We start from the raw sequence: 17,116 nt of genomic DNA on the forward strand, positions 1-17,116 counted from the left end.
AACACCAGCCTTCCAAGCTGGATACGTGGGTTCGATTCCCATCACCCGCTTTCTTGAAGCCTAAAAGCTTTGAGAGATAGTTCTAATAGAGCTAGATTGAGTCTGTAGCTCAGCTGGATAGAGCAACGGCCTTCTAAGCCGTAGGTCGAGGGTTCGAATCCCCCCAGGCTCGTTAGAACCACAGAAAATAGAATAGTGCTAAGTGTACTAAGTTGGACAAGCATAGTTCGATAAGTGTATATGGTGGGTATGGTGCAGTTGGTTAGCGCGCCAGATTGTGGTTCTGGATATCATGGGTTCGAGTCCCATTACCCACCCTTTTTTATTTTATTGGGCTATCGCCAAGCGGTAAGGCACAGGACTTTGACTCCTGCATTCGTTGGTTCGAATCCAACTAGCCCAGTTTTTATGGGCGTGTAGCTCAGGTGGTAGAGCACTTGACTTTTAATCAAGTTGTCCGGGGTTCGAATCCCCGCACGCTCACTGTGAATATAACGCAAACTTAATGAGAATTAGGTATTGCGTTTTTATTTTCTTATGCGGATGTGGCGGAATTGGCAGACGCGCTAGACTTAGGATCTAGTGTCCCCGACGTGCAGGTTCAAGTCCTGTCATCCGCATTTTTATGCAAAACCTCAGAATAATAATTTCTGAGGTTTTTTGCGTTGACGAGCTTATAAAAAATATAGTATGATTACTAAAAATAGTAGAGAACAAAAGAATTGATAAAGGAGAGACATATGCAGAGAACGAAAAAGATAACCGCATTTGTACTTGCGATTGCTCTTTGCGTGGGGATGCTGCCGACACTTGGGGTGAATGCAAAAGCCGCGGACACGGGTAAACATATGGACGTATTATTTACACATGATACGCATTCGCATCTGAACAGTTTTTCTACGATCGTTGATGGAAAACAAGAAGAGGTCGGAGGATTTGCAAGGCTCAAGACTTTAATTGACGAGCAGAAAGAAAAAAATCCGGATACGCTCTATCTGGATGGTGGAGATTTTTCTATGGGAACGTTGATCCAGACGGTGTATGAGACAGAGGCGGCAGAGCTTCGTATGCTAGGCTATCTTGGATGTGATGTGACGACCTGGGGAAATCATGAGTTTGACTATCGTTCCAGTGGACTTGCTAATATGCTGAATACTGCAAAGGCTTCCGGTGAAAATGTTCCGTCACTGGTCGTTTGTAATGTGGACTGGAGCGCTATGGAGAAAGCGGGCTTAACGGAAGGACAGCAGCAGATTAAAGATGCATTTGAGAACTACGGTGTGAAAGATTATGTAATTGTACAGAAAGGTGATGTCAAAATAGCAGTTTTTGGTGTATTTGGTAAAGATTCGCTGGATTGCGCGCCAACATGCGAACTGCTTTTTGAAGATCCGATCGAGGCTTCTAAGAAGACGGTGGAAGAGATTAAGAAAAATGAGGACGTGGATATGATTGCCTGCGTATCTCATAGTGGTACCGTGGAAGATGAAGATAAATCTGAAGACGAGATTCTTGCGAAAAATGTGCCGGATATAGATTTGATTATCAGCGGACACACACATACACAATTAGATGAGCCGATTCGGCACGGAGATACTTATATTGTTTCCTGTGGAGAATATGGAAGAAATCTTGGAACGATTTCTATGACGCAGAAAGATGATGGACGCTGGGACGTGGATACTTACGAGTTGATTCCGGTTACGGATGAGATAAAGGCGGATGCTGCAACACAGGAGCGGATTGATGAGCTGATGGAGACGGTTGATACGAATTATCTGTCACATTTTGGATATACAAAAGATCAGATTCTTGCGGAAAATGATATTGAATTCAGCAGTGTGGACGATATGTATAATGAGCATGAGGAGCTGAATCTTGGAGACATCATGTCTGATGCATATGTGTATGCGGTGGAAAATTCCGAGTACTACGACGGTGATCCGGTCGATGTGGCGGTTGTTCCGAGCGGAACAGTACGTGATACTTATACAAAAGGGGATGTCACGGTCGAACAGGTCTACAATTCATTTTCACTTGGAATTGGGAAGGATGGGCTGGCGGGTTATCCGCTGATCAGCGCTTATCTGACAGGAAAAGAATTGAAACTTGTGGCGGAAATTGATGCGTCTGTCTCAGATTTTATGACGATTGCCAGACTTTATTGTAGCGGTCTTAACTTTACATACAATCCGCATCGCATGATACTCAATAAAGTGACAGATTGCTATCTGATGAAAGCACAGGGGGAAGGAAACAGAGAAGAGATAGAAGATGACAAGCTGTATCATGTGGTGACAGACCTATATACAGGGCAGATGCTCGGTGCTGTCATGGACACATCTTATGGACTGCTGTCTATTACGCCGAAGGACAAAGATGGGAATCCAATCGAAAACCTGGAAGATCAGGCAATTATGGAAGGCAATCAGGAGCTGAAAGCATGGGCTGCCATTGCCAGATATATGGAGTCCTTTGATGATACAGATGGTGATGGTATTGCAAATGTGTCGGAATATTATAATGAAAAACACGACCGCAAGGTTGTGGAAGACAGCTGGAATATTATTGATCTTGTAAAACACCCGAATAAATTTTCGGCTATCATAGCGGGCATTTTTGTACTTGTAATTGTGCTGATTATTTTGATCATATTGCTGGTTAAAAAAATTGTGCGGAAGATAAAAAATAATTAAATGAAATAGATTTAAATGATAGACTAAACTAAGAAAAACCACCCTCTAAACTTTTGACGAGTTGGGTGGTTTTTCTATAATTACTTAACTAACGAAGTTTATAAAAGATATGCTTTTTTGAATTTTATCTTATCTTACTATAATTTTCCTGACCACACAGCTTACTACTCCTGCAATGCACAGCGGCAGTAGTGTGGTTTTCAGACCACCGTAAATAGACAGTCCTCCTTGTACACCGGTAAGCCAACTTGGAGAACTTGGAATCAGGTGACTGAACATGGCGGCCAGATAGGAACCGGCGTAAATGATAACAAAGGACAAAAGCCCGCGCCCGGTATCCAGGCGGTTGTTGTGCCTGCTTCTGGCGCGTGTGCGGCTGGCAGCCCAGAAGAAGTTGAGCAGTTCATAACCGACCAGCACAGCTCCGACAGCCAGGTATGCGATTAGTGTGGTATCTTTCGTCTGTCCGAGTAACAGGATTTTTCCATAAGAACCGGCGTTACTTAAAAATGCTTTCAACAATGTCAGAATGATGAGAGCGATTAAAATCAGTGTGGCTGCCCGGAGAATGGTTCCGACTAATTTTTTAGTTGCGTTAATGCCGGTCTTAGCAATATTTGCAACCGGTTTTCCTACATTGGGCAGTCCGCGACGCTTTTTCTTCTTGGATTTTTTGGAATCCGGATCCTGTTTGTCGTTGCGCTTTTTCTTTTTTGAATCTCTGCCGTTGCTGTTATAGTCATCATCATCATAATCGTCATCATAATCATCGTCGTCATCATCATAATCATCATAATAGTCGGTGTCGCCATCATAACCGTCATAATCGTCGTAATCGTTGTTATTATCAGAACTATCTTCACTCAAATAGCTCCCAAGATCCTCCAGATCTTCATATACAACTTCGAAATCATCATCGAAGTAATTATCAAATTCATTTGTCTGTTTCTTTTTGTTTCCCATAATCACTTATACCTCCCTGTGAGCAACTCATATTTTATAATGAATGCAAAAGGGACTCAAGAGATGTCACACAATCTTCACGAAACCGTAAGAAAATCTTCAGAAATGTGGAAAATGAGTGAGGACAGGGCATTGATTTTGGAAAAATTGTGTTATAATATGAATGCCTGTGGATAAGTGCAATATGTATGCACTCAAGAAGGTGGAATCTTACAGATTTAAAAGTAGTAGGTTGAATTGGAGGTAATGGTATGGAATATGAAGGTAGAATTTGTCGTGCGCCAATGGAACGTGCATCTTACATGCTGCCGGTCATGGTCGGCTGCTCTTATAATAAATGTAAATTCTGTAATCTGTTCAGAGATTTAAAATATCGTGAGCTGCCGCTTGAGCAGGTCGAAGAGGAACTGCAAAGGGTGAAGAATTTGGGAGGAAATCCAAGAAAGATATTTCTTGGAGATGGTAATGCATTTGGATTGAAAATGGATCGTCTGCGTGCGATACTTGATTTGATCGATAAATATTTTCCAGATTGTCAGATGATCAACATGGATGCGACTGTAACAAGTATCCGGCTGAAAAGTGATGAGGAACTTCAGGAATTATATGACCGCAAGGTGAGACATTTATATCTGGGGATTGAAAGTGGTCTGGATGATGTGCTGAAGTTTATGAGAAAAGAGCATACCCAGGATCAGGCGTATAAAGAGATTGCAAGAATCCAAAAAGTCGGATTGATTTTTGATGCACATGTTATGTCTGGTGTTGCCGGTAAAGGCAGAGGCCAGGAAAATGCAATCGCTCTGGCAGAGTTCCTGAACAAGACGCAGCCGGATCGTATTGTTAACTTCTCTTTATTTCTTCATAATCAGGTTGCACTTTATGAAGATATCAAATCCGGAGCATTTATTCCGGCAGATGAAGTGGAAAATATGGAAGAAGAGCGTACATTGATTGAGCTTCTGAAAGAAGGACCGGACGGACATCAAATGCTTTATGATGGATTTAATGACTTCCTGGAACTTCGTGTGAAAGGGAAAGTTCCGAAAGATGCACCACGTATGATCGAGAAGCTGACAGAGGCAATTGAAAAATATAAAGACGAGCCGCCGATTTATGCCTATGTAAGAGGTGACTGCCCGGATCTGTCTATGTGTGACGGTGGGCGTTGGCTGTGGGAGATGGATGACAGTAAGCTGGCACAGTATAATGAAAAGGAAAAGAAACTGAGCTGATGAATACAAGAGTAAAAGGATTCATATATTTATTGCTGTCCGCAGTCTACTTTGGTTTTATGCCATTGCTTGTGAAAGTGATCTGCGCGGATGGAAGCACGATAGTGGGAGCATTATTTTTAAGGTTTGCCCTGGCAATCATTCCGCTGTACATTTACCTGAAAGTGCGGAAAGTTCCGATGGAGCTATCTGTGGAGAAAGGAAAAAAGATTTTGTGTGTGACGGTGTTTGGCTATGGCATCACGGCGCTTCTTTTGTATAGTGCGTACGATTATATGCCGTCAGGTATGGCGACGGTCATTCATTTTGGATATCCGGTTTTTGTGTTGCTTGGCAGTCTGATTTTCCTACGAAGACGTGTGCCTAAGCTGAAAATCGTGTGTGTTGGTCTGTGCATGATCGGTATTTTCCTGTCCTATGCAGGAAGCGGCGGTGAGGCAAAGCCGATGGGATTTGTTTTTGCGCTTATATCCGGAATGACGTATGCATTTTACATATTATATCTGGAAGTGGGCGGGCTGCAGGATATCCCTGCTATGAAGATGATATTTTATATGAATATTGTTGGCTCCATTATGGTATTTTTGATTGGAAAAGTATCGGGAAGTTTTGTACTTCATATGAATATAAACGCATGGATCGCGGCATTTGTTCTCTCTCTTGGCGCAGCATTTATCGGAGTGGGATTTTTTCAGTATGGCGTACAGTATGTGGGAGCCCAGGATGCGGCAATTTTAAGTACATTTGAACCGGTGACCAGTATGATCGTGGGGATTTTAGTCCTGCATGAGAGTGCAAGTCTTTCGTCGATGGCAGGCTGTATACTGATTCTTATATCCGTGACGGCAACTGCGTTCGCTAAGTCATGATAGATTTTTTGAATAGTGATAGAGAAAAAAGAACGAAAAGTATTAGAATAAGCATGCTTTTCGTTCTTTTTTTTGTTGGCAGCGTTTGATATTAAGGGAAAAATGTGGATTTATTGACAATAAAAATATATAAAGACATTACTATTTAAATAATCAATTGGACAAATAGCAGATTGCACGTTACACTATTCCCGGAGTTAAAAATGTTTTGAGTGTACAGGCTCAAATACACAAATTTTGCTGGGAGAATGAGAGGAACAAAAGCATGTTAAAATCTTATCAGAGGTAGGCTTAATAGTGGCCACACAGGTAGTATCATATTGCCACTATTTTGAGAACAGGGGAATTCTCCTGCATAAATACAGGTGTTACTATCGACCTCACATCGATATTGACATTGATACATTTTGTAAAAGCGTGCTGTCGCCAGGCACGCTTTTTTCGTATCTAAAATTGATGATATCAGTGCAGAGAACGAAGTCATCAGCAGTTCGACTTGATTTAAACTTCTTCCTCTGCCCGTTTTACGACTTCGTCGATGTCCAGTGACAGGCTTCCGTCCTGGAACTGGAAGCAAGGAACGCCGACCCAGTGGTTTTCCTTTACTTCATCAAAGATCGGGTTTGTGTCGCGGAGTGTGAGGAAACGTTTCAGATATCCGATATTGTCGGAAAATTCCATATACAGATACTGGATTCCTTTCTCTTTTAAAATTTCTTCTGCCTCGACGCAGTCCGGGCATGCTTTTGTTCCATACATTACAACTTTCATGTGTAACTCCTTTCTTTTTAAAAAAATTTTCCTGTCTGTTATACGTGTTTGCAAAATAATAAAGTGCTAAGTGTACTGCTTGCTTTGTGCGGCTTTGTGCGGTCTGAATTCATGTGTGTTTAAACCGGCTTTAGATTCATCGGACTTGAGCCAGACTATCTAAATTGCTTGTGAATCTGGAGTCTGTCGTGAATTAGTTTGCTTCGTAAGCTTCCTGTAAAGCACGGCGCAGCTTCGTGTACTGGCTGTCCGCATCTTTTGCTCCGAGAAATGTCTCGGTAACAAGTCCGTCTTTTCCTACTATAACTGTATAAGGGATACCGGCACTCGGATAAAGATTACTGATATTGCTTTCGGTGTCGCAGGCAACCGGAAATGAATAATTCTTTGCCTCGATAAATGTATCAATAGTATCTTCATCTTCGCTTACATTTACTCCGACAATTACAATCTGGTCACCATATTCTTCATAAAGCTTCTCGATGGCGGGCATTTCCTTGACGCAGTTGCTGCACCAGGTTGCCCAGAAGTTCAAAAGAATGACTTGTCCTTTCTTATCGGAGAGGGTAAAAGCTTCGCCGTTATTCAACTTGGCGGTAAAATCCGGTGCTTCACTTCCAATTGCCATCTCTTGGTGAAGAGCAGAACTTCGTTTCCCGCTTTTCTTTCCGGAAGATGTATCATTGGTCTGACCGCCTAAGCAGCCAATCAGGACAAAGACAGAGAAAAAACACAGACAAAAACAGAACAGTGGTTTATAAATTTTTTTGAAAAATTTAAACATGTTTCGTGTCTGCCTCCTGTGATTTTGCTGAAAATATATTGTAGTTTCGTACAAATGAAGTATACAACACTTTCACCGAAATATACAAGACATACAAAGGGAAAGCTTTATTGAAAAAAAGAATATATAGAGACGCTTTTATCAAAAATCTTTATTGGACAAATGAAGAACATCAGATGTATGATTATTCGGGATTTATATGTGACTGCCTGAAACAATATGACAGATGGAAGGCGGGGACATACATTTTTATAAGGAAATAGAATTCCTTATCAGTAACTATAAGTATTTCTAATCTAAAGGAGAAGAAAAAGGAGGTTTTTCAAAATGGATGCACTTTTAAGTGTAAACTGGATAGCTCTTCTTGTACTTATGATCGCTCTGCTTTCTTTTAAAGCACTGAACTGGATCGCGTACAGAGTGAACTGGACAGTTGTAATTCTGATCAGTATGGTCATTGGTGCTGTCATTGGGGTAGTATTTGCTTCAGAGGGGAACACATACCTTGTGTGGCTGAATTTAATTGGACAGGCTTATGTAAAACTGATCAAAGCTTTGGTAGCACCGGTAATTTTAGTATCGGTTATTTCAGGACTGATTTCTCTGAACGATAAAGAGAAGATGAAAAAAATCGGAACGAAATCAGTATTCTGGCTTCTTATAACATCTGTAACAGCCATTGTTGTCACACTTGTTGTTGGGGCAGTGACTAATATTGGTAAAGGAGCAGGAGCAGTGTTTGCAGACATTTCCAGTGTCACAGACGCTACACTGAGCGCTTATCAGGAGATGGAAACATCTTTTGATACCATTCTTCTGAATCTGGTTCCAAGCAATATCGCAGCAGATCTTGCAGCAGATAATATCGTAGCAATCATTATTATTGCGGTTGCGGTTGCAGTTGCTTATGTAAGCATTTCTTCAGAAGAGGGAGAAGATAAAGTCCTTGTGATCAAGAAACTGATCGAGGCAGTTAAGAAGGTCATTTTCAACATTCTTGCATATGTAATTGATCTTACACCATACGCAGTGCTTTGCCTGACAGCATGTTCTGCAAGTCAGCTCTTAAGCGACAAAGAGGCGCTGGTACAGCTTGTACTTCTTGTTGTGATGGTATTTGTTGCATGCCTTATTCAATCATATGTTGTCAATGCGGTAATCTTGAAATCATTTGCCAAGGTTAATCCGCTGAAGTTCTTTAAGAAGACATTTGACGCACAGGCAACAGCATTTACAACAACAAGTAGTGTTGGAACAATGCCAATCACAATCGACAGACTGATCCGTAAAGTTGGTGTTGATGAGGAGGTCGCAAACTTTACAGCGCCTCTTGGAACAACAATCGGTATGGCAGGATGTACATGTGTATGGCCGATTCTTCTTGCAATGTTCTACCTTAACGCAACAGGACAGAGCTGGGGAGTAAGCCAGTACCTTGTTATGTGCTTTATGTGTCTGGTACTTTCCCTTGGAAGCGCCGGAATGCCGGGAGTTGGAGTTATCACAGCAGTATCTCTGTTCAGCGCAGTGAATCTGCCGATCGCAGCAGTTGTACTTTTGATTCCGATCAACAACATTACAGACATGGTACGTACTCTTACAAATGTTACAGATGCCAGCGTATGTGCAGCAGTTGTAGCTCGTCAGAACGGACTTCTGAATGACGAAGTATTTGCAAAAGAGGACGAGAAATTAGAGAAAGGAGAGGCATAAATCATGAAAAAATCAACCATCGCATTAATCATAGCTGCAGTTGTATGTCTTGGCCTCTCAGCATTCTCAGCAAAAGCTTCTGTTACAAGAACGAACGAAGCTATTGAAGAAATTGGAGAGGTTACTTACTCCGAAGATTGCAAGGCAAAGATCGACCGTGCAGTGGAGTACTACAATGCACTCGACAAAAACCTGGACCTGCAGGAAAAAGTGAATAAAGAAGATATGAAAAATTTCGATGCTGCTAAAATTGAGTATGCACGTCTGGCAATCAAAGCTGCCAGTGTTGCAGATGCAAGAAAAGTACCGGAAGGATATACTTCTGATGATATTAAGAAATTTGTAACAGAGGCACGCGAAGTCGTAGACAGCTATCTGAGTGCTGACCAGACAAGTATGGTGCCAAACTACGCAGACCTCACAGAACTGGAAAAAGAATATACTTCAACAGGCGGATCAGGCGGATCTGATGAAGAAGTATCCGTTCCGATGTGCTAGGAAGACAGAGAGGAGATTTAATGATGAAAAGAAAAATGATCTCGGCTGTTCTTGCTGCGGTAATGACAGTCGGAATGATAACAGGATGTGGAAGCAGCCAGGCAACAACAGAAAACAAAGCTGACAAGGCTGATAAGCTTGAGAGCCAGACAGACCTTTCTTCTACAGATTATGATTTTGAAAAAGAATATGCATATGGAGATTTTAATGCACATTCAAGAGCTGACGAAGATCGTCAGGACGGAATCGATACATTTGAAGACAAAGATATCGTATTCCAGGATATTACGTACGATCAACTTATCGACATTCTTGGCAGTGAAGGAAACTACATGATTCAGCTTAGCGGATCATGGTGCCACAACAGCCGTGCAATGAGCCCGTTTATCAACAAATATGCAAAAGAGTACGGTATTGATACAGTATACTCTTATGACTTTAACATCAACAATGGTGATGACGGATCTTTATTCGTTCGTATGTCTAATGAGAAGACAACACCTGGAACAAAGCTGAACTATATGTATGGTGAGATGGTTTCCAGATATCTGACAAACTTAGATGACTGGGTAGAGTATCCATCTACACATGCAACAGCACTTTCTTATATAAATGCAGATGGTAAAGAGGTTACAGTTGGAAGACTTCAGCAGCCAATCGTATTTGTATACAACAAGGATAACAAAGTAGATTACAGCAATTCTGGAAACGGAAGCACTTCCTGCCCAATCATGTATGCATTTGAGAAAATGGTTGATCGTGATTCAAAGGGAATCTACACAAAGAGATTTGATGATGACGGGAATCCGGTTCTTGATGAGAATGGAAATCAGATCAGAGATTATATTACAGACGAGTACGATGCAAGTGTAAAAGAGATGTTTGATTTCATCAAAGATAACGGAATCGAGATGTCAAAATATTCTAAGACAGATCACCTGCGCGATGTATTTAACAGCTATGGAAGCGAAATCTTCTCAGCAGACCAGCAGATCAATGTATATCCGGTAACATACAGACAGCTGAAATGGCTTCTGAATGAAGACGGAAATGCAATGGTTATGATCGGTGGCGCCGGAGATGAGAAGACACGTGCCGTTATCTCAAGAGTGAATGACTATGCAGTAAAGAATAACGTCCGCGTATATCTTTATGATCCGCAGGTGGACGGAGATGTGACAACAGGACGTTGGGGATACAAGCAGTCTATGAATATTCTTGATGAAAATGCAATTGTGAACCTGATGTACACAGACCTTGTAAAGGGTGCACTTACAAACCTTGAAGTTGCACATTCTATGTCTGACGGTACAGCACTGATCCAGGAGCCATTCCTGTTCGCATTCAACAAAGATGCTAAGGACGCTGACGGATTTACAGCACCGATCAAAGCATGGGCTGAGCTGACATATACGCAGGATTCAGAGAAAAGATTCTACATTGGTAAAGAGGCTAATCAGAAATCCTGCGATAGCAGTATCGAGTCTGTATTTGCAGCTTATGCCGGAGAAGAGGCAGCAGAGTAAAATATTGCAAATGTGTCTGTTTTAAAGATGAGGATTTGAGAGTACACCTATAATAAGAATGGATATAAATTAAGAAGACAGTCGTTTTGCGTTGAGGCGCAGGATGGCTGTCTTCTTATTACAATAGGAACTTACATTTCCTATTATACAAAAAACTCCAGCAGGATGCGCACTCGCGCGAATAAGAATTATGCTGTAAGCGGCCACGCTCAGTGCGAGAATGCAGTAAATGACGGAATGATATCGGCGAAATGCATATAGAGACGAAAAAATAAGCATTTTCTTTATAAAATTAGTAGAAAATGCAAGTTTATGTTGTAATTTCTTCAAATTTTGGTAAAATAGCATATAGCGAAAAAGATAACATAAAAAGCAGGAGGAATGCCGTATGAAACCGTATAGCAAGTTGACGAAAGAAGAGCTGAAAAAGTTAAAAGGCCAGTTAGAGAAACAATTCGAAGAAGTGAAAGCAAAAGGAATACATTTGGATATGTCCCGTGGTAAACCGTCAAAAGCACAGTTGGATCTGAGTAATGGTCTGATGGACGTGCTGAATGGGGACAGTGACCTGGTAAGCTCTGATGGAGTAGACTGCCGTAACTACGGTGTTCTGGATGGAATTACAGAGGCAAGAAAATTACTGGCAGATATGTCAGAAGTACCAGAGAGAAATATTCTGATCTACGGAAACTCCAGCCTGAATGTAATGTTCGATACAGTATCAAGAGCTATGACTCATGGTATCATGGGAAACACACCATGGTGCAAATTAGATAAAGTAAAATTCTTATGTCCGGTTCCGGGATACGACAGACATTTTGCGATTACAGAGTATTTTGGAATTGAAATGATCAATGTACCGCTTCTTCCGACAGGTCCGGATATGGATATGGTAGAGAAATTGGTGGCAGAAGATCCTGCAATCAAAGGAATCTGGTGTGTGCCGAAGTATTCTAACCCAACAGGAGTATCTTACTCTGATGAGACAGTCAGAAGATTTGCACACTTGAAACCGGCAGCAAAAGACTTCCGTATCTTCTGGGATAATGCATATTCAATCCATCATCTTTATGATGACAAGAGAGACGTTATCCTTGAACTGTTAAATGAATGTGTCAAAGCAGGCAATCCGGATATGGTATTCAAATTTATTTCCACATCCAAGGTTTCTTTCCCTGGATCCGGAATTGCAGCACTTGCTGCATCCAGAGCGAATATCGAAGATGCGAAGAGCTTTATGAAGTTCCAGACAATCGGACATGACAAGCTCAACCAGCTCCGTCATGTAAGATTCTTTAAAGATATGCCGGGAATGTATGAGCATATGAGAAAACATGCTGCTATCCTTCGCCCGAAATTCGAAAAGGTTGAAGATGTTTTGGAGAAAGAAATTGGCGGACTTGGAATCGGAACATGGACAAAGCCACTCGGCGGATATTTTATTTCTTTCGATTCAATGGATGGCTGCGCAAAGGCAATTGTGGCAAAAGCAAAAGAAGCTGGTCTGATCATGACAGGTGCCGGAGCAACATTCCCATACGGAAAGGATCCAAAAGACAGCAATATCCGTATTGCACCGTCCTTCCCGACAGTTGAGGAACTTGCACAGGCAGCAGAAATCTTCGTACTCAGTGTAAAACTTGTCAGTGTAGAGAAACTGCTTGGAGCAAAATAAGATCTGAATTGTGGGCTTTAGTACCCGGACATTATTGAAATAAGAAGAAACAAAAATCCCTGTAAGATTGGAATAAGCTTGCAGGGTTTTTTAATACAAACATGTATTATGCTGTGAAAAATGGAGGCAAAAAATTATAAGCCGAATAAATCACTATGAGTACTGGTGCGTGACAGTGTAAGCACAAGGACATCATTGTCATAGGGATAAACAAGAAGCCAGTCTGGTTGGATATGACATTCTCGATGTCCAACCCAGTCGCCAGATAGAGGGTGATCTTTGTGCTTAGGGGCTAAGACTTCGCCATTCGCTAACTTTGTAATGATGCCTTTTAAAAGATTAATATCTAAACCGCGTCGCTTGGCAAGTTTATAATCTTTTTTGAATTGGGGAGTGTTTTTGATTTCGTATTTTGTCATGAATCAAGATTTGCAAAAAATTCATCTACATCGTGATAACCTTTGACAGTAGGATCTTTTGCAATCCTTTCTGCCTCAAGCATAGCCGAGACGGTTCCTTTGCTTGGAGTTCCTTCGGTAATTTTGAAAGGAATCCCTCTTTCACGTAAAGACTGACGTACAAAAATATTAAACGCAGTGCTCAGATTCATACCAAGTTCTTCATAAAGAGCTTCTGCCGCAGCTTTAAGATTGCTGTCCATGCGTATACTGATATTACAGGTTGATGATTTAGCCATGATATCACTCCTTTCATTTGATAAATATATTATATGCGAAATGCACGAAAATATCAATACAATGCACGAAAATATCCAGTTCTAAATAATGAATGAGGGTAAATGAGGGTAAATGAAATTCGTGAGAGGCGATTTGAAAGTCTGGTTGCTGGTTCGTAAATAAAAAATAGGATATTCAAGTTATAAAAGGATTCCTATATAATGGAAGAAAGCTAATGCATATTGGTGGGATCTGACTTGGCGTAATCTGAAAAAAATCCTTGCATTTTATTCTCTGGTATGGTACACTATCCTAGCGAATGGAAGTAGGTCTTTTTTTTATGCCTAAAAATTAGGTAGCCTCGCAAGCTACCAAGCAACAAATTAACAAAGAAATATGAAGCGAGGTGGAAGTTGTGCGTACAAGAATCACATTAGAATGTACAGAATGCAAGCAGCGTAACTACAACATGACTAAGGATAAGAAAACTCATCCTGAGCGCATGGAGACTAAGAAGTACTGTAAGTTCTGTAAGTCACACACATTGCACAAGGAGACAAAATAGTCGTAAAGGAGTGTGTACGTCATGAGTGAGAAATCTCAAAAGACTCAGAAGAAGAACTGGTTCAAAGGTCTTAACGCAGAGTTTAAGAAAATCATTTGGCCAGACAAGCAGACACTTGTAAAAGAGACGGCGGCAGTAGTTTCCGTATCCGTAGTGCTGGGAGCAATCATCGCATTAGTTGATTTCCTGGCTCAGCACGGAATTGACATTCTGGTCAATCTGGGCTAGACACTAACGAGCAGGAAAGGTGAGTTTATGTCAGAAGCAAAATGGTACGTAGTTCATACCTATTCCGGGTATGAGAACAAAGTAAAAGCCAACATTGATAAGTCGGTTGAGAACAGACATCTGGAGGATCAGATCCTTGAAGTCAGAGTTCCGTTGCAGGACGTTGTTGAACTTAAGAACGGAGTGCAGAAGGTATCTCAGAAGAAGATGTTTCCGGGATATGTATTGATTCATATGATTATGAATGATGATACCTGGTATGTTGTGCGTAACACAAGAGGTGTGACAGGATTTGTAGGTCCGGGATCTAAGCCGGTACCGCTTACAGATGCAGAGATGGCACCACTTGGAATTCAGCAGGACAACATCGTAGTAGACTTTGAAGTCGGTGACACCGTACAGGTTGTTGCCGGTGCGTGGGCAGATACAGTCGGAGTGATCCAGGCTATGAACGCGCAGAAGCAGAGTGTAACGATCAATGTTGAGCTGTTCGGTCGCGAAACACCGGTTGAAATTAGTTTCGCAGAAATTAAACGAGTGTAACGTAAATACGAAACGTGGGAGGGGCCGTATGGTTCCGCCATTACCACAAGGAGGTAATTGAAATGGCAAAAAAAGTAGAAGGTTATATTAAATTACAGATTCCTGCCGGCAAAGCAACTCCGGCACCACCGGTTGGACCAGCTCTTGGACAGCACGGTGTAAACATCGTTGAATTCACAAAGCAGTTCAACGCTAAGACAGCAGATCAGGGAGATATGATCATCCCTGTAGTTATCACAGTTTACAACGATAGAAGCTTTAGCTTCATCACAAAGACACCACCGGCAGCAGTTCTGATCAAGAAAGCATGCAACATCAAATCAGGATCTGGTGTTCCGAATAAGAATAAAGTTGCTACAATCACAAAAGCTCAGGTAGAGGAGATCGCTAAGACAAAGATGCCAGACCTGAACGCAGCAACTGTAGAGGCAGCTGCCAGCATGATCGCTGGAACATGCCGTTCTATGGGAGTAACTGTAGTAGACTAGTCCCTGGTTGTTCTTTAAGACGGGCGAGGCCAAGCGCGGTGTGCGCGCGGACGAACCTGACGAAAAGAATTTCCTTGATAATGATGAAACTGAAGTAAATGGATGTGGGAGGGTTATCCCGACATTACCACTAGGAGGTTATTTATAATGAAAAGAGGAAAGAAATACGTTGAGGCTGCAAAAGCTATCGACAGAGGAACACTCTATGATGTAGCAGACGCAGTAGCATTGGTTAAAAAAACTGCAGTAGCAAAATTTGATGAGACAATCGAGGCTCATATCAGAACAGGTTGTGACGGACGTCACGCTGACCAGCAGATTCGTGGAGCAGTTGTACTGCCACACGGAACAGGTAAAAAGGTTCGTATCCTTGTATTTGCTAAAGACGCTAAAGCTGAGGAAGCTAAAGCTGCTGGAGCAGATTTCGTAGGCGGAGACGAGCTCATTCCAAAGATTCAGAACGAGAACTGGTTCGAATTCGACGTAGTTGTAGCTACACCAGATATGATGGGTGTTGTTGGACGTCTCGGACGTGTACTTGGACCTAAAGGTCTCATGCCTAACCCGAAGGCTGGTACAGTAACAATGGACGTTACAAAAGCAATCCAGGATATCAAAGCTGGTAAGATTGAGTACAGACTCGACAAGACAAACATTATCCATGTACCAGTAGGTAAAGCTTCCTTTACCGAAGAGCAGCTTGCAGACAACTTCCAGACGCTGATCGATGCAATCAATAAAGCTAAACCGGCAGCATTAAAAGGACAGTACCTTAAGACTGTAACTCTTACATCTACAATGGGACCTGGTGTAAAGATCAACCCAATGAAGCTGGCATAAGCATTTCTGAATTCATACAGAAATATGGACTCCCCAGAAAGAGAAATCTTTCTGGGGAGTTTTTTTGTGTGAAAAAATAACCAAAAAAATAGACACAAAATTAGAAGTAATGTCTGGAAAGGTATCGACAGATGAATTGTCAGAAGGTGCACTTGCAAACGGTGATGTTGCAAGAAATGATGGAAAAATTACATTGGAAGATGTAATGACGCTATTATATTATCTGAGTGGACGAATTACATCATTTGAATCGTAATATACGAGATAATGAATTTCGATAATATTTGATAAACTGAGAGAAAATGCGGGGCTGCCGGAGATAAAGACAGCTCTACATTTTGCTATACATAAAAAAATAAAATACATTGAAAAAGAATATTGCGCGTGATAAAATTTATCTAGGGAAACCAAAGCCAGGCGGCTGCCCTTCTTTTGAGGAGGGATAAGACACCCTCCGGTCGAAAGAAAGGAGGGTCATTAAAAGTTAAAGATAAATTATAAAATCATATAAGTAGATATTGAGTTTTATAAGATATTAGACTAGAACATTATTGAAAGGAGTTGATACTTTGAGTAAATATTATTCTATACACGAATTTTCAAAAATTATAGGCGTATCTGCTCAGACATTACGAAATTGGGATGCAAATGGAAAACTTCATCCGCATCATACTACAGTAAGTGGCTATAGATATTATTCTGATGAGCAACTCAACCAGGTAATAAATGTAAAGCCTAAAAATCGCATTACAATTGGATATTGTCGCGTTTCCAGCCATAAACAAAAAGATGATTTGGAACGACAGATTGATAATGTTAAGACATATCTTTTGGCAAAAGGACAGCCGTTTGAGATAATAAGCGATATCGGTTCTGGGATTAATTATAAGAAAAAAGGACTTCAGGAATTGATTAGACGAATCTCTCAAAATCAAGTTGAAAAGGTTGTTGTTTTATATAAAGACAGGCTATTGCGATTTGGTTTTGAGATGATAGAATATATCGCTTCACTTTATAATTGTGAGATTGAGATTATTGATAATAC

The 17,116-nt window shown here is 41.2% G+C and carries 19 protein-coding genes and 5 tRNA genes; 19 read left to right on the forward strand and 5 right to left on the reverse strand.

The features are described from left to right. The first annotated feature begins 98 nt into the window (after positions 1 to 98). The 6 genes from LI164_RS14620 to LI164_RS14645 all read left to right on the forward strand — a co-directional run bounded on the left by LI164_RS14620 (position 99) and on the right by LI164_RS14645 (position 2,696). Positions 99 to 172: transfer RNA gene (locus LI164_RS14620), tRNA-Arg, on the forward strand. 71 nt (positions 173 to 243) lie between these two features. After that, positions 244 to 317: transfer RNA gene (locus LI164_RS14625), tRNA-His, on the forward strand. A 14-nt stretch (positions 318 to 331) separates the two neighbouring features. Beyond that, positions 332 to 403, forward strand: a tRNA-Gln gene (locus LI164_RS14630). 7 nt (positions 404 to 410) lie between these two features. Next, a tRNA-Lys gene (locus tag LI164_RS14635) sits at positions 411 to 483 on the forward strand. A 56-nt stretch (positions 484 to 539) separates the two neighbouring features. Then, positions 540 to 620: transfer RNA gene (locus LI164_RS14640), tRNA-Leu, on the forward strand. A gap of 120 nt (positions 621 to 740) precedes the next feature. After that, positions 741 to 2,696 (forward strand): bifunctional UDP-sugar hydrolase/5'-nucleotidase, encoded by a 1,956-nt coding sequence (locus LI164_RS14645; RefSeq protein WP_227087324.1) that lies wholly within the window; start codon positions 741 to 743, stop codon positions 2,694 to 2,696. 129 nt (positions 2,697 to 2,825) lie between these two features. Here LI164_RS14645 and LI164_RS14650 read toward each other — a convergent pair whose 3' ends face one another. Beyond that, positions 2,826 to 3,659 (reverse strand): hypothetical protein, encoded by an 834-nt coding sequence (locus LI164_RS14650; RefSeq protein WP_227087325.1) that lies wholly within the window; start codon positions 3,657 to 3,659, stop codon positions 2,826 to 2,828. A gap of 251 nt (positions 3,660 to 3,910) precedes the next feature. Between LI164_RS14650 and LI164_RS14655 the strand changes: the two genes are divergently transcribed. Together LI164_RS14655 and LI164_RS14660 are read left to right on the forward strand one after the other, a co-directional pair. Beyond that, on the forward strand, positions 3,911 to 4,894 hold the full coding sequence (locus LI164_RS14655) for a radical SAM protein (protein WP_147567223.1): 984 nt from the start codon (positions 3,911 to 3,913) through the stop codon (positions 4,892 to 4,894). After that, entirely contained in the window at positions 4,894 to 5,763 is an 870-nt protein-coding gene (locus LI164_RS14660) for a DMT family transporter (RefSeq protein ID WP_227087326.1), read from the forward strand. The genes LI164_RS14655 and LI164_RS14660 overlap by 1 nt, the downstream gene beginning before the upstream one ends. 501 nt (positions 5,764 to 6,264) lie before the next feature. Here the strand turns inward: LI164_RS14660 and LI164_RS14665 are convergent. Together LI164_RS14665 and LI164_RS14670 are read right to left on the reverse strand one after the other, a co-directional pair. Beyond that, positions 6,265 to 6,534: a glutaredoxin domain-containing protein gene (locus tag LI164_RS14665; RefSeq protein ID WP_005338570.1), complete on the reverse strand. Its 270-nt coding sequence runs from the start codon at positions 6,532 to 6,534 to the stop codon at positions 6,265 to 6,267. 193 nt (positions 6,535 to 6,727) lie between these two features. Next, entirely contained in the window at positions 6,728 to 7,318 is a 591-nt protein-coding gene (locus LI164_RS14670; protein WP_227087327.1) for a TlpA disulfide reductase family protein, read from the reverse strand. A 327-nt stretch (positions 7,319 to 7,645) separates the two neighbouring features. On the opposite strand from LI164_RS14670, the gene LI164_RS14675 reads away from it, so the two are divergent. The 4 genes from LI164_RS14675 to LI164_RS14690 all read left to right on the forward strand — a co-directional run bounded on the left by LI164_RS14675 (position 7,646) and on the right by LI164_RS14690 (position 12,730). Then, positions 7,646 to 9,031: a dicarboxylate/amino acid:cation symporter gene (locus LI164_RS14675; RefSeq protein ID WP_117657467.1), complete on the forward strand. Its 1,386-nt coding sequence runs from the start codon at positions 7,646 to 7,648 to the stop codon at positions 9,029 to 9,031. Between the two features lie 3 nt (positions 9,032 to 9,034). Further along, positions 9,035 to 9,529 (forward strand): hypothetical protein, encoded by a 495-nt coding sequence (locus LI164_RS14680; protein WP_117657468.1) that lies wholly within the window; start codon positions 9,035 to 9,037, stop codon positions 9,527 to 9,529. Between the two features lie 20 nt (positions 9,530 to 9,549). Next, complete coding sequence (locus LI164_RS14685; RefSeq protein ID WP_227087328.1) at positions 9,550 to 11,055, forward strand: hypothetical protein; 1,506 nt, start codon at positions 9,550 to 9,552, stop codon at positions 11,053 to 11,055. 388 nt (positions 11,056 to 11,443) lie between these two features. Next, entirely contained in the window at positions 11,444 to 12,730 is a 1,287-nt protein-coding gene (locus LI164_RS14690) for an aminotransferase class I/II-fold pyridoxal phosphate-dependent enzyme (protein WP_117657470.1), read from the forward strand. A 134-nt stretch (positions 12,731 to 12,864) separates the two neighbouring features. Here the strand turns inward: LI164_RS14690 and LI164_RS14695 are convergent, their stop codons facing one another. Beyond that, positions 12,865 to 13,149: a type II toxin-antitoxin system YafQ family toxin gene (locus LI164_RS14695; protein ID WP_227087329.1), complete on the reverse strand. Its 285-nt coding sequence runs from the start codon at positions 13,147 to 13,149 to the stop codon at positions 12,865 to 12,867. Next, the gene (locus tag LI164_RS14700) at positions 13,146 to 13,427 is read right to left on the reverse strand and encodes a type II toxin-antitoxin system RelB/DinJ family antitoxin (RefSeq protein WP_147567219.1); all 282 of its coding nucleotides are present in this window, start codon (positions 13,425 to 13,427) and stop codon (positions 13,146 to 13,148) included. Before LI164_RS14700 ends, LI164_RS14695 begins: the two co-directional genes overlap by 4 nt. A 395-nt stretch (positions 13,428 to 13,822) precedes the next feature. Between LI164_RS14700 and rpmG the strand changes: the two genes are divergently transcribed. From rpmG to LI164_RS14735, 7 genes are all read left to right on the forward strand, one after another. Next, the gene (gene rpmG / locus LI164_RS14705) at positions 13,823 to 13,972 is read left to right on the forward strand and encodes a 50S ribosomal protein L33 (RefSeq protein WP_005332089.1); all 150 of its coding nucleotides are present in this window, start codon (positions 13,823 to 13,825) and stop codon (positions 13,970 to 13,972) included. A gap of 21 nt (positions 13,973 to 13,993) precedes the next feature. Further along, entirely contained in the window at positions 13,994 to 14,200 is a 207-nt protein-coding gene (secE, locus tag LI164_RS14710; RefSeq protein ID WP_005332090.1) for a preprotein translocase subunit SecE, read from the forward strand. A gap of 27 nt (positions 14,201 to 14,227) precedes the next feature. Next, positions 14,228 to 14,743 carry a transcription termination/antitermination protein NusG gene (gene nusG, locus LI164_RS14715; RefSeq protein WP_005332091.1) on the forward strand — a complete coding sequence of 172 codons (516 nt, stop codon included), beginning with the start codon at positions 14,228 to 14,230 and terminating at the stop codon, positions 14,741 to 14,743. A gap of 62 nt (positions 14,744 to 14,805) precedes the next feature. Then, a complete protein-coding gene (rplK, locus tag LI164_RS14720) occupies positions 14,806 to 15,231 on the forward strand; it encodes a 50S ribosomal protein L11 (RefSeq protein ID WP_005338556.1) in 426 nt (141 codons plus the stop codon). Between the two features lie 147 nt (positions 15,232 to 15,378). Beyond that, positions 15,379 to 16,071: a 50S ribosomal protein L1 gene (gene rplA / locus LI164_RS14725; RefSeq protein ID WP_040015388.1), complete on the forward strand. Its 693-nt coding sequence runs from the start codon at positions 15,379 to 15,381 to the stop codon at positions 16,069 to 16,071. Positions 16,072 to 16,135: 64 nt separating this feature from the next. Then, complete coding sequence (locus LI164_RS14730) at positions 16,136 to 16,327, forward strand: hypothetical protein (protein WP_227087330.1); 192 nt, start codon at positions 16,136 to 16,138, stop codon at positions 16,325 to 16,327. Between the two features lie 313 nt (positions 16,328 to 16,640). After that, a partial coding sequence (locus LI164_RS14735; protein ID WP_227087331.1) for an IS607 family transposase occupies positions 16,641 to 17,116 on the forward strand: 476 nt, incomplete at its 3' end.

The organism is Dorea sp. 210702-DFI.3.125 (assembly GCF_020560945.1).
Classification (GTDB): domain Bacteria; phylum Bacillota; class Clostridia; order Lachnospirales; family Lachnospiraceae; genus Dorea; species Dorea formicigenerans.

Coding starts and splice junctions, on each gene's coding strand:
- LI164_RS14685 (WP_227087328.1), top strand. CDS start 9,550: ATGATGAAAAGAAAAATGATCTCGGCTGTTCTTGCTGCGGTAATGACA.
- rplA (WP_040015388.1), top strand. CDS start 15,379: ATGAAAAGAGGAAAGAAATACGTTGAGGCTGCAAAAGCTATCGACAGA.
- LI164_RS14690 (WP_117657470.1), top strand. CDS start 11,444: ATGAAACCGTATAGCAAGTTGACGAAAGAAGAGCTGAAAAAGTTAAAA.
- secE (WP_005332090.1), top strand. CDS start 13,994: ATGAGTGAGAAATCTCAAAAGACTCAGAAGAAGAACTGGTTCAAAGGT.
- LI164_RS14700 (WP_147567219.1), bottom strand. CDS start 13,427: ATGGCTAAATCATCAACCTGTAATATCAGTATACGCATGGACAGCAAT.
- rplK (WP_005338556.1), top strand. CDS start 14,806: ATGGCAAAAAAAGTAGAAGGTTATATTAAATTACAGATTCCTGCCGGC.
- nusG (WP_005332091.1), top strand. CDS start 14,228: ATGTCAGAAGCAAAATGGTACGTAGTTCATACCTATTCCGGGTATGAG.
- LI164_RS14655 (WP_147567223.1), top strand. CDS start 3,911: ATGGAATATGAAGGTAGAATTTGTCGTGCGCCAATGGAACGTGCATCT.
- LI164_RS14695 (WP_227087329.1), bottom strand. CDS start 13,149: ATGACAAAATACGAAATCAAAAACACTCCCCAATTCAAAAAAGATTAT.
- LI164_RS14650 (WP_227087325.1), bottom strand. CDS start 3,659: ATGGGAAACAAAAAGAAACAGACAAATGAATTTGATAATTACTTCGAT.
- LI164_RS14645 (WP_227087324.1), top strand. CDS start 741: ATGCAGAGAACGAAAAAGATAACCGCATTTGTACTTGCGATTGCTCTT.
- LI164_RS14670 (WP_227087327.1), bottom strand. CDS start 7,318: ATGTTTAAATTTTTCAAAAAAATTTATAAACCACTGTTCTGTTTTTGT.
- LI164_RS14675 (WP_117657467.1), top strand. CDS start 7,646: ATGGATGCACTTTTAAGTGTAAACTGGATAGCTCTTCTTGTACTTATG.
- LI164_RS14665 (WP_005338570.1), bottom strand. CDS start 6,534: ATGAAAGTTGTAATGTATGGAACAAAAGCATGCCCGGACTGCGTCGAG.
- LI164_RS14660 (WP_227087326.1), top strand. CDS start 4,894: ATGAATACAAGAGTAAAAGGATTCATATATTTATTGCTGTCCGCAGTC.
- LI164_RS14680 (WP_117657468.1), top strand. CDS start 9,035: ATGAAAAAATCAACCATCGCATTAATCATAGCTGCAGTTGTATGTCTT.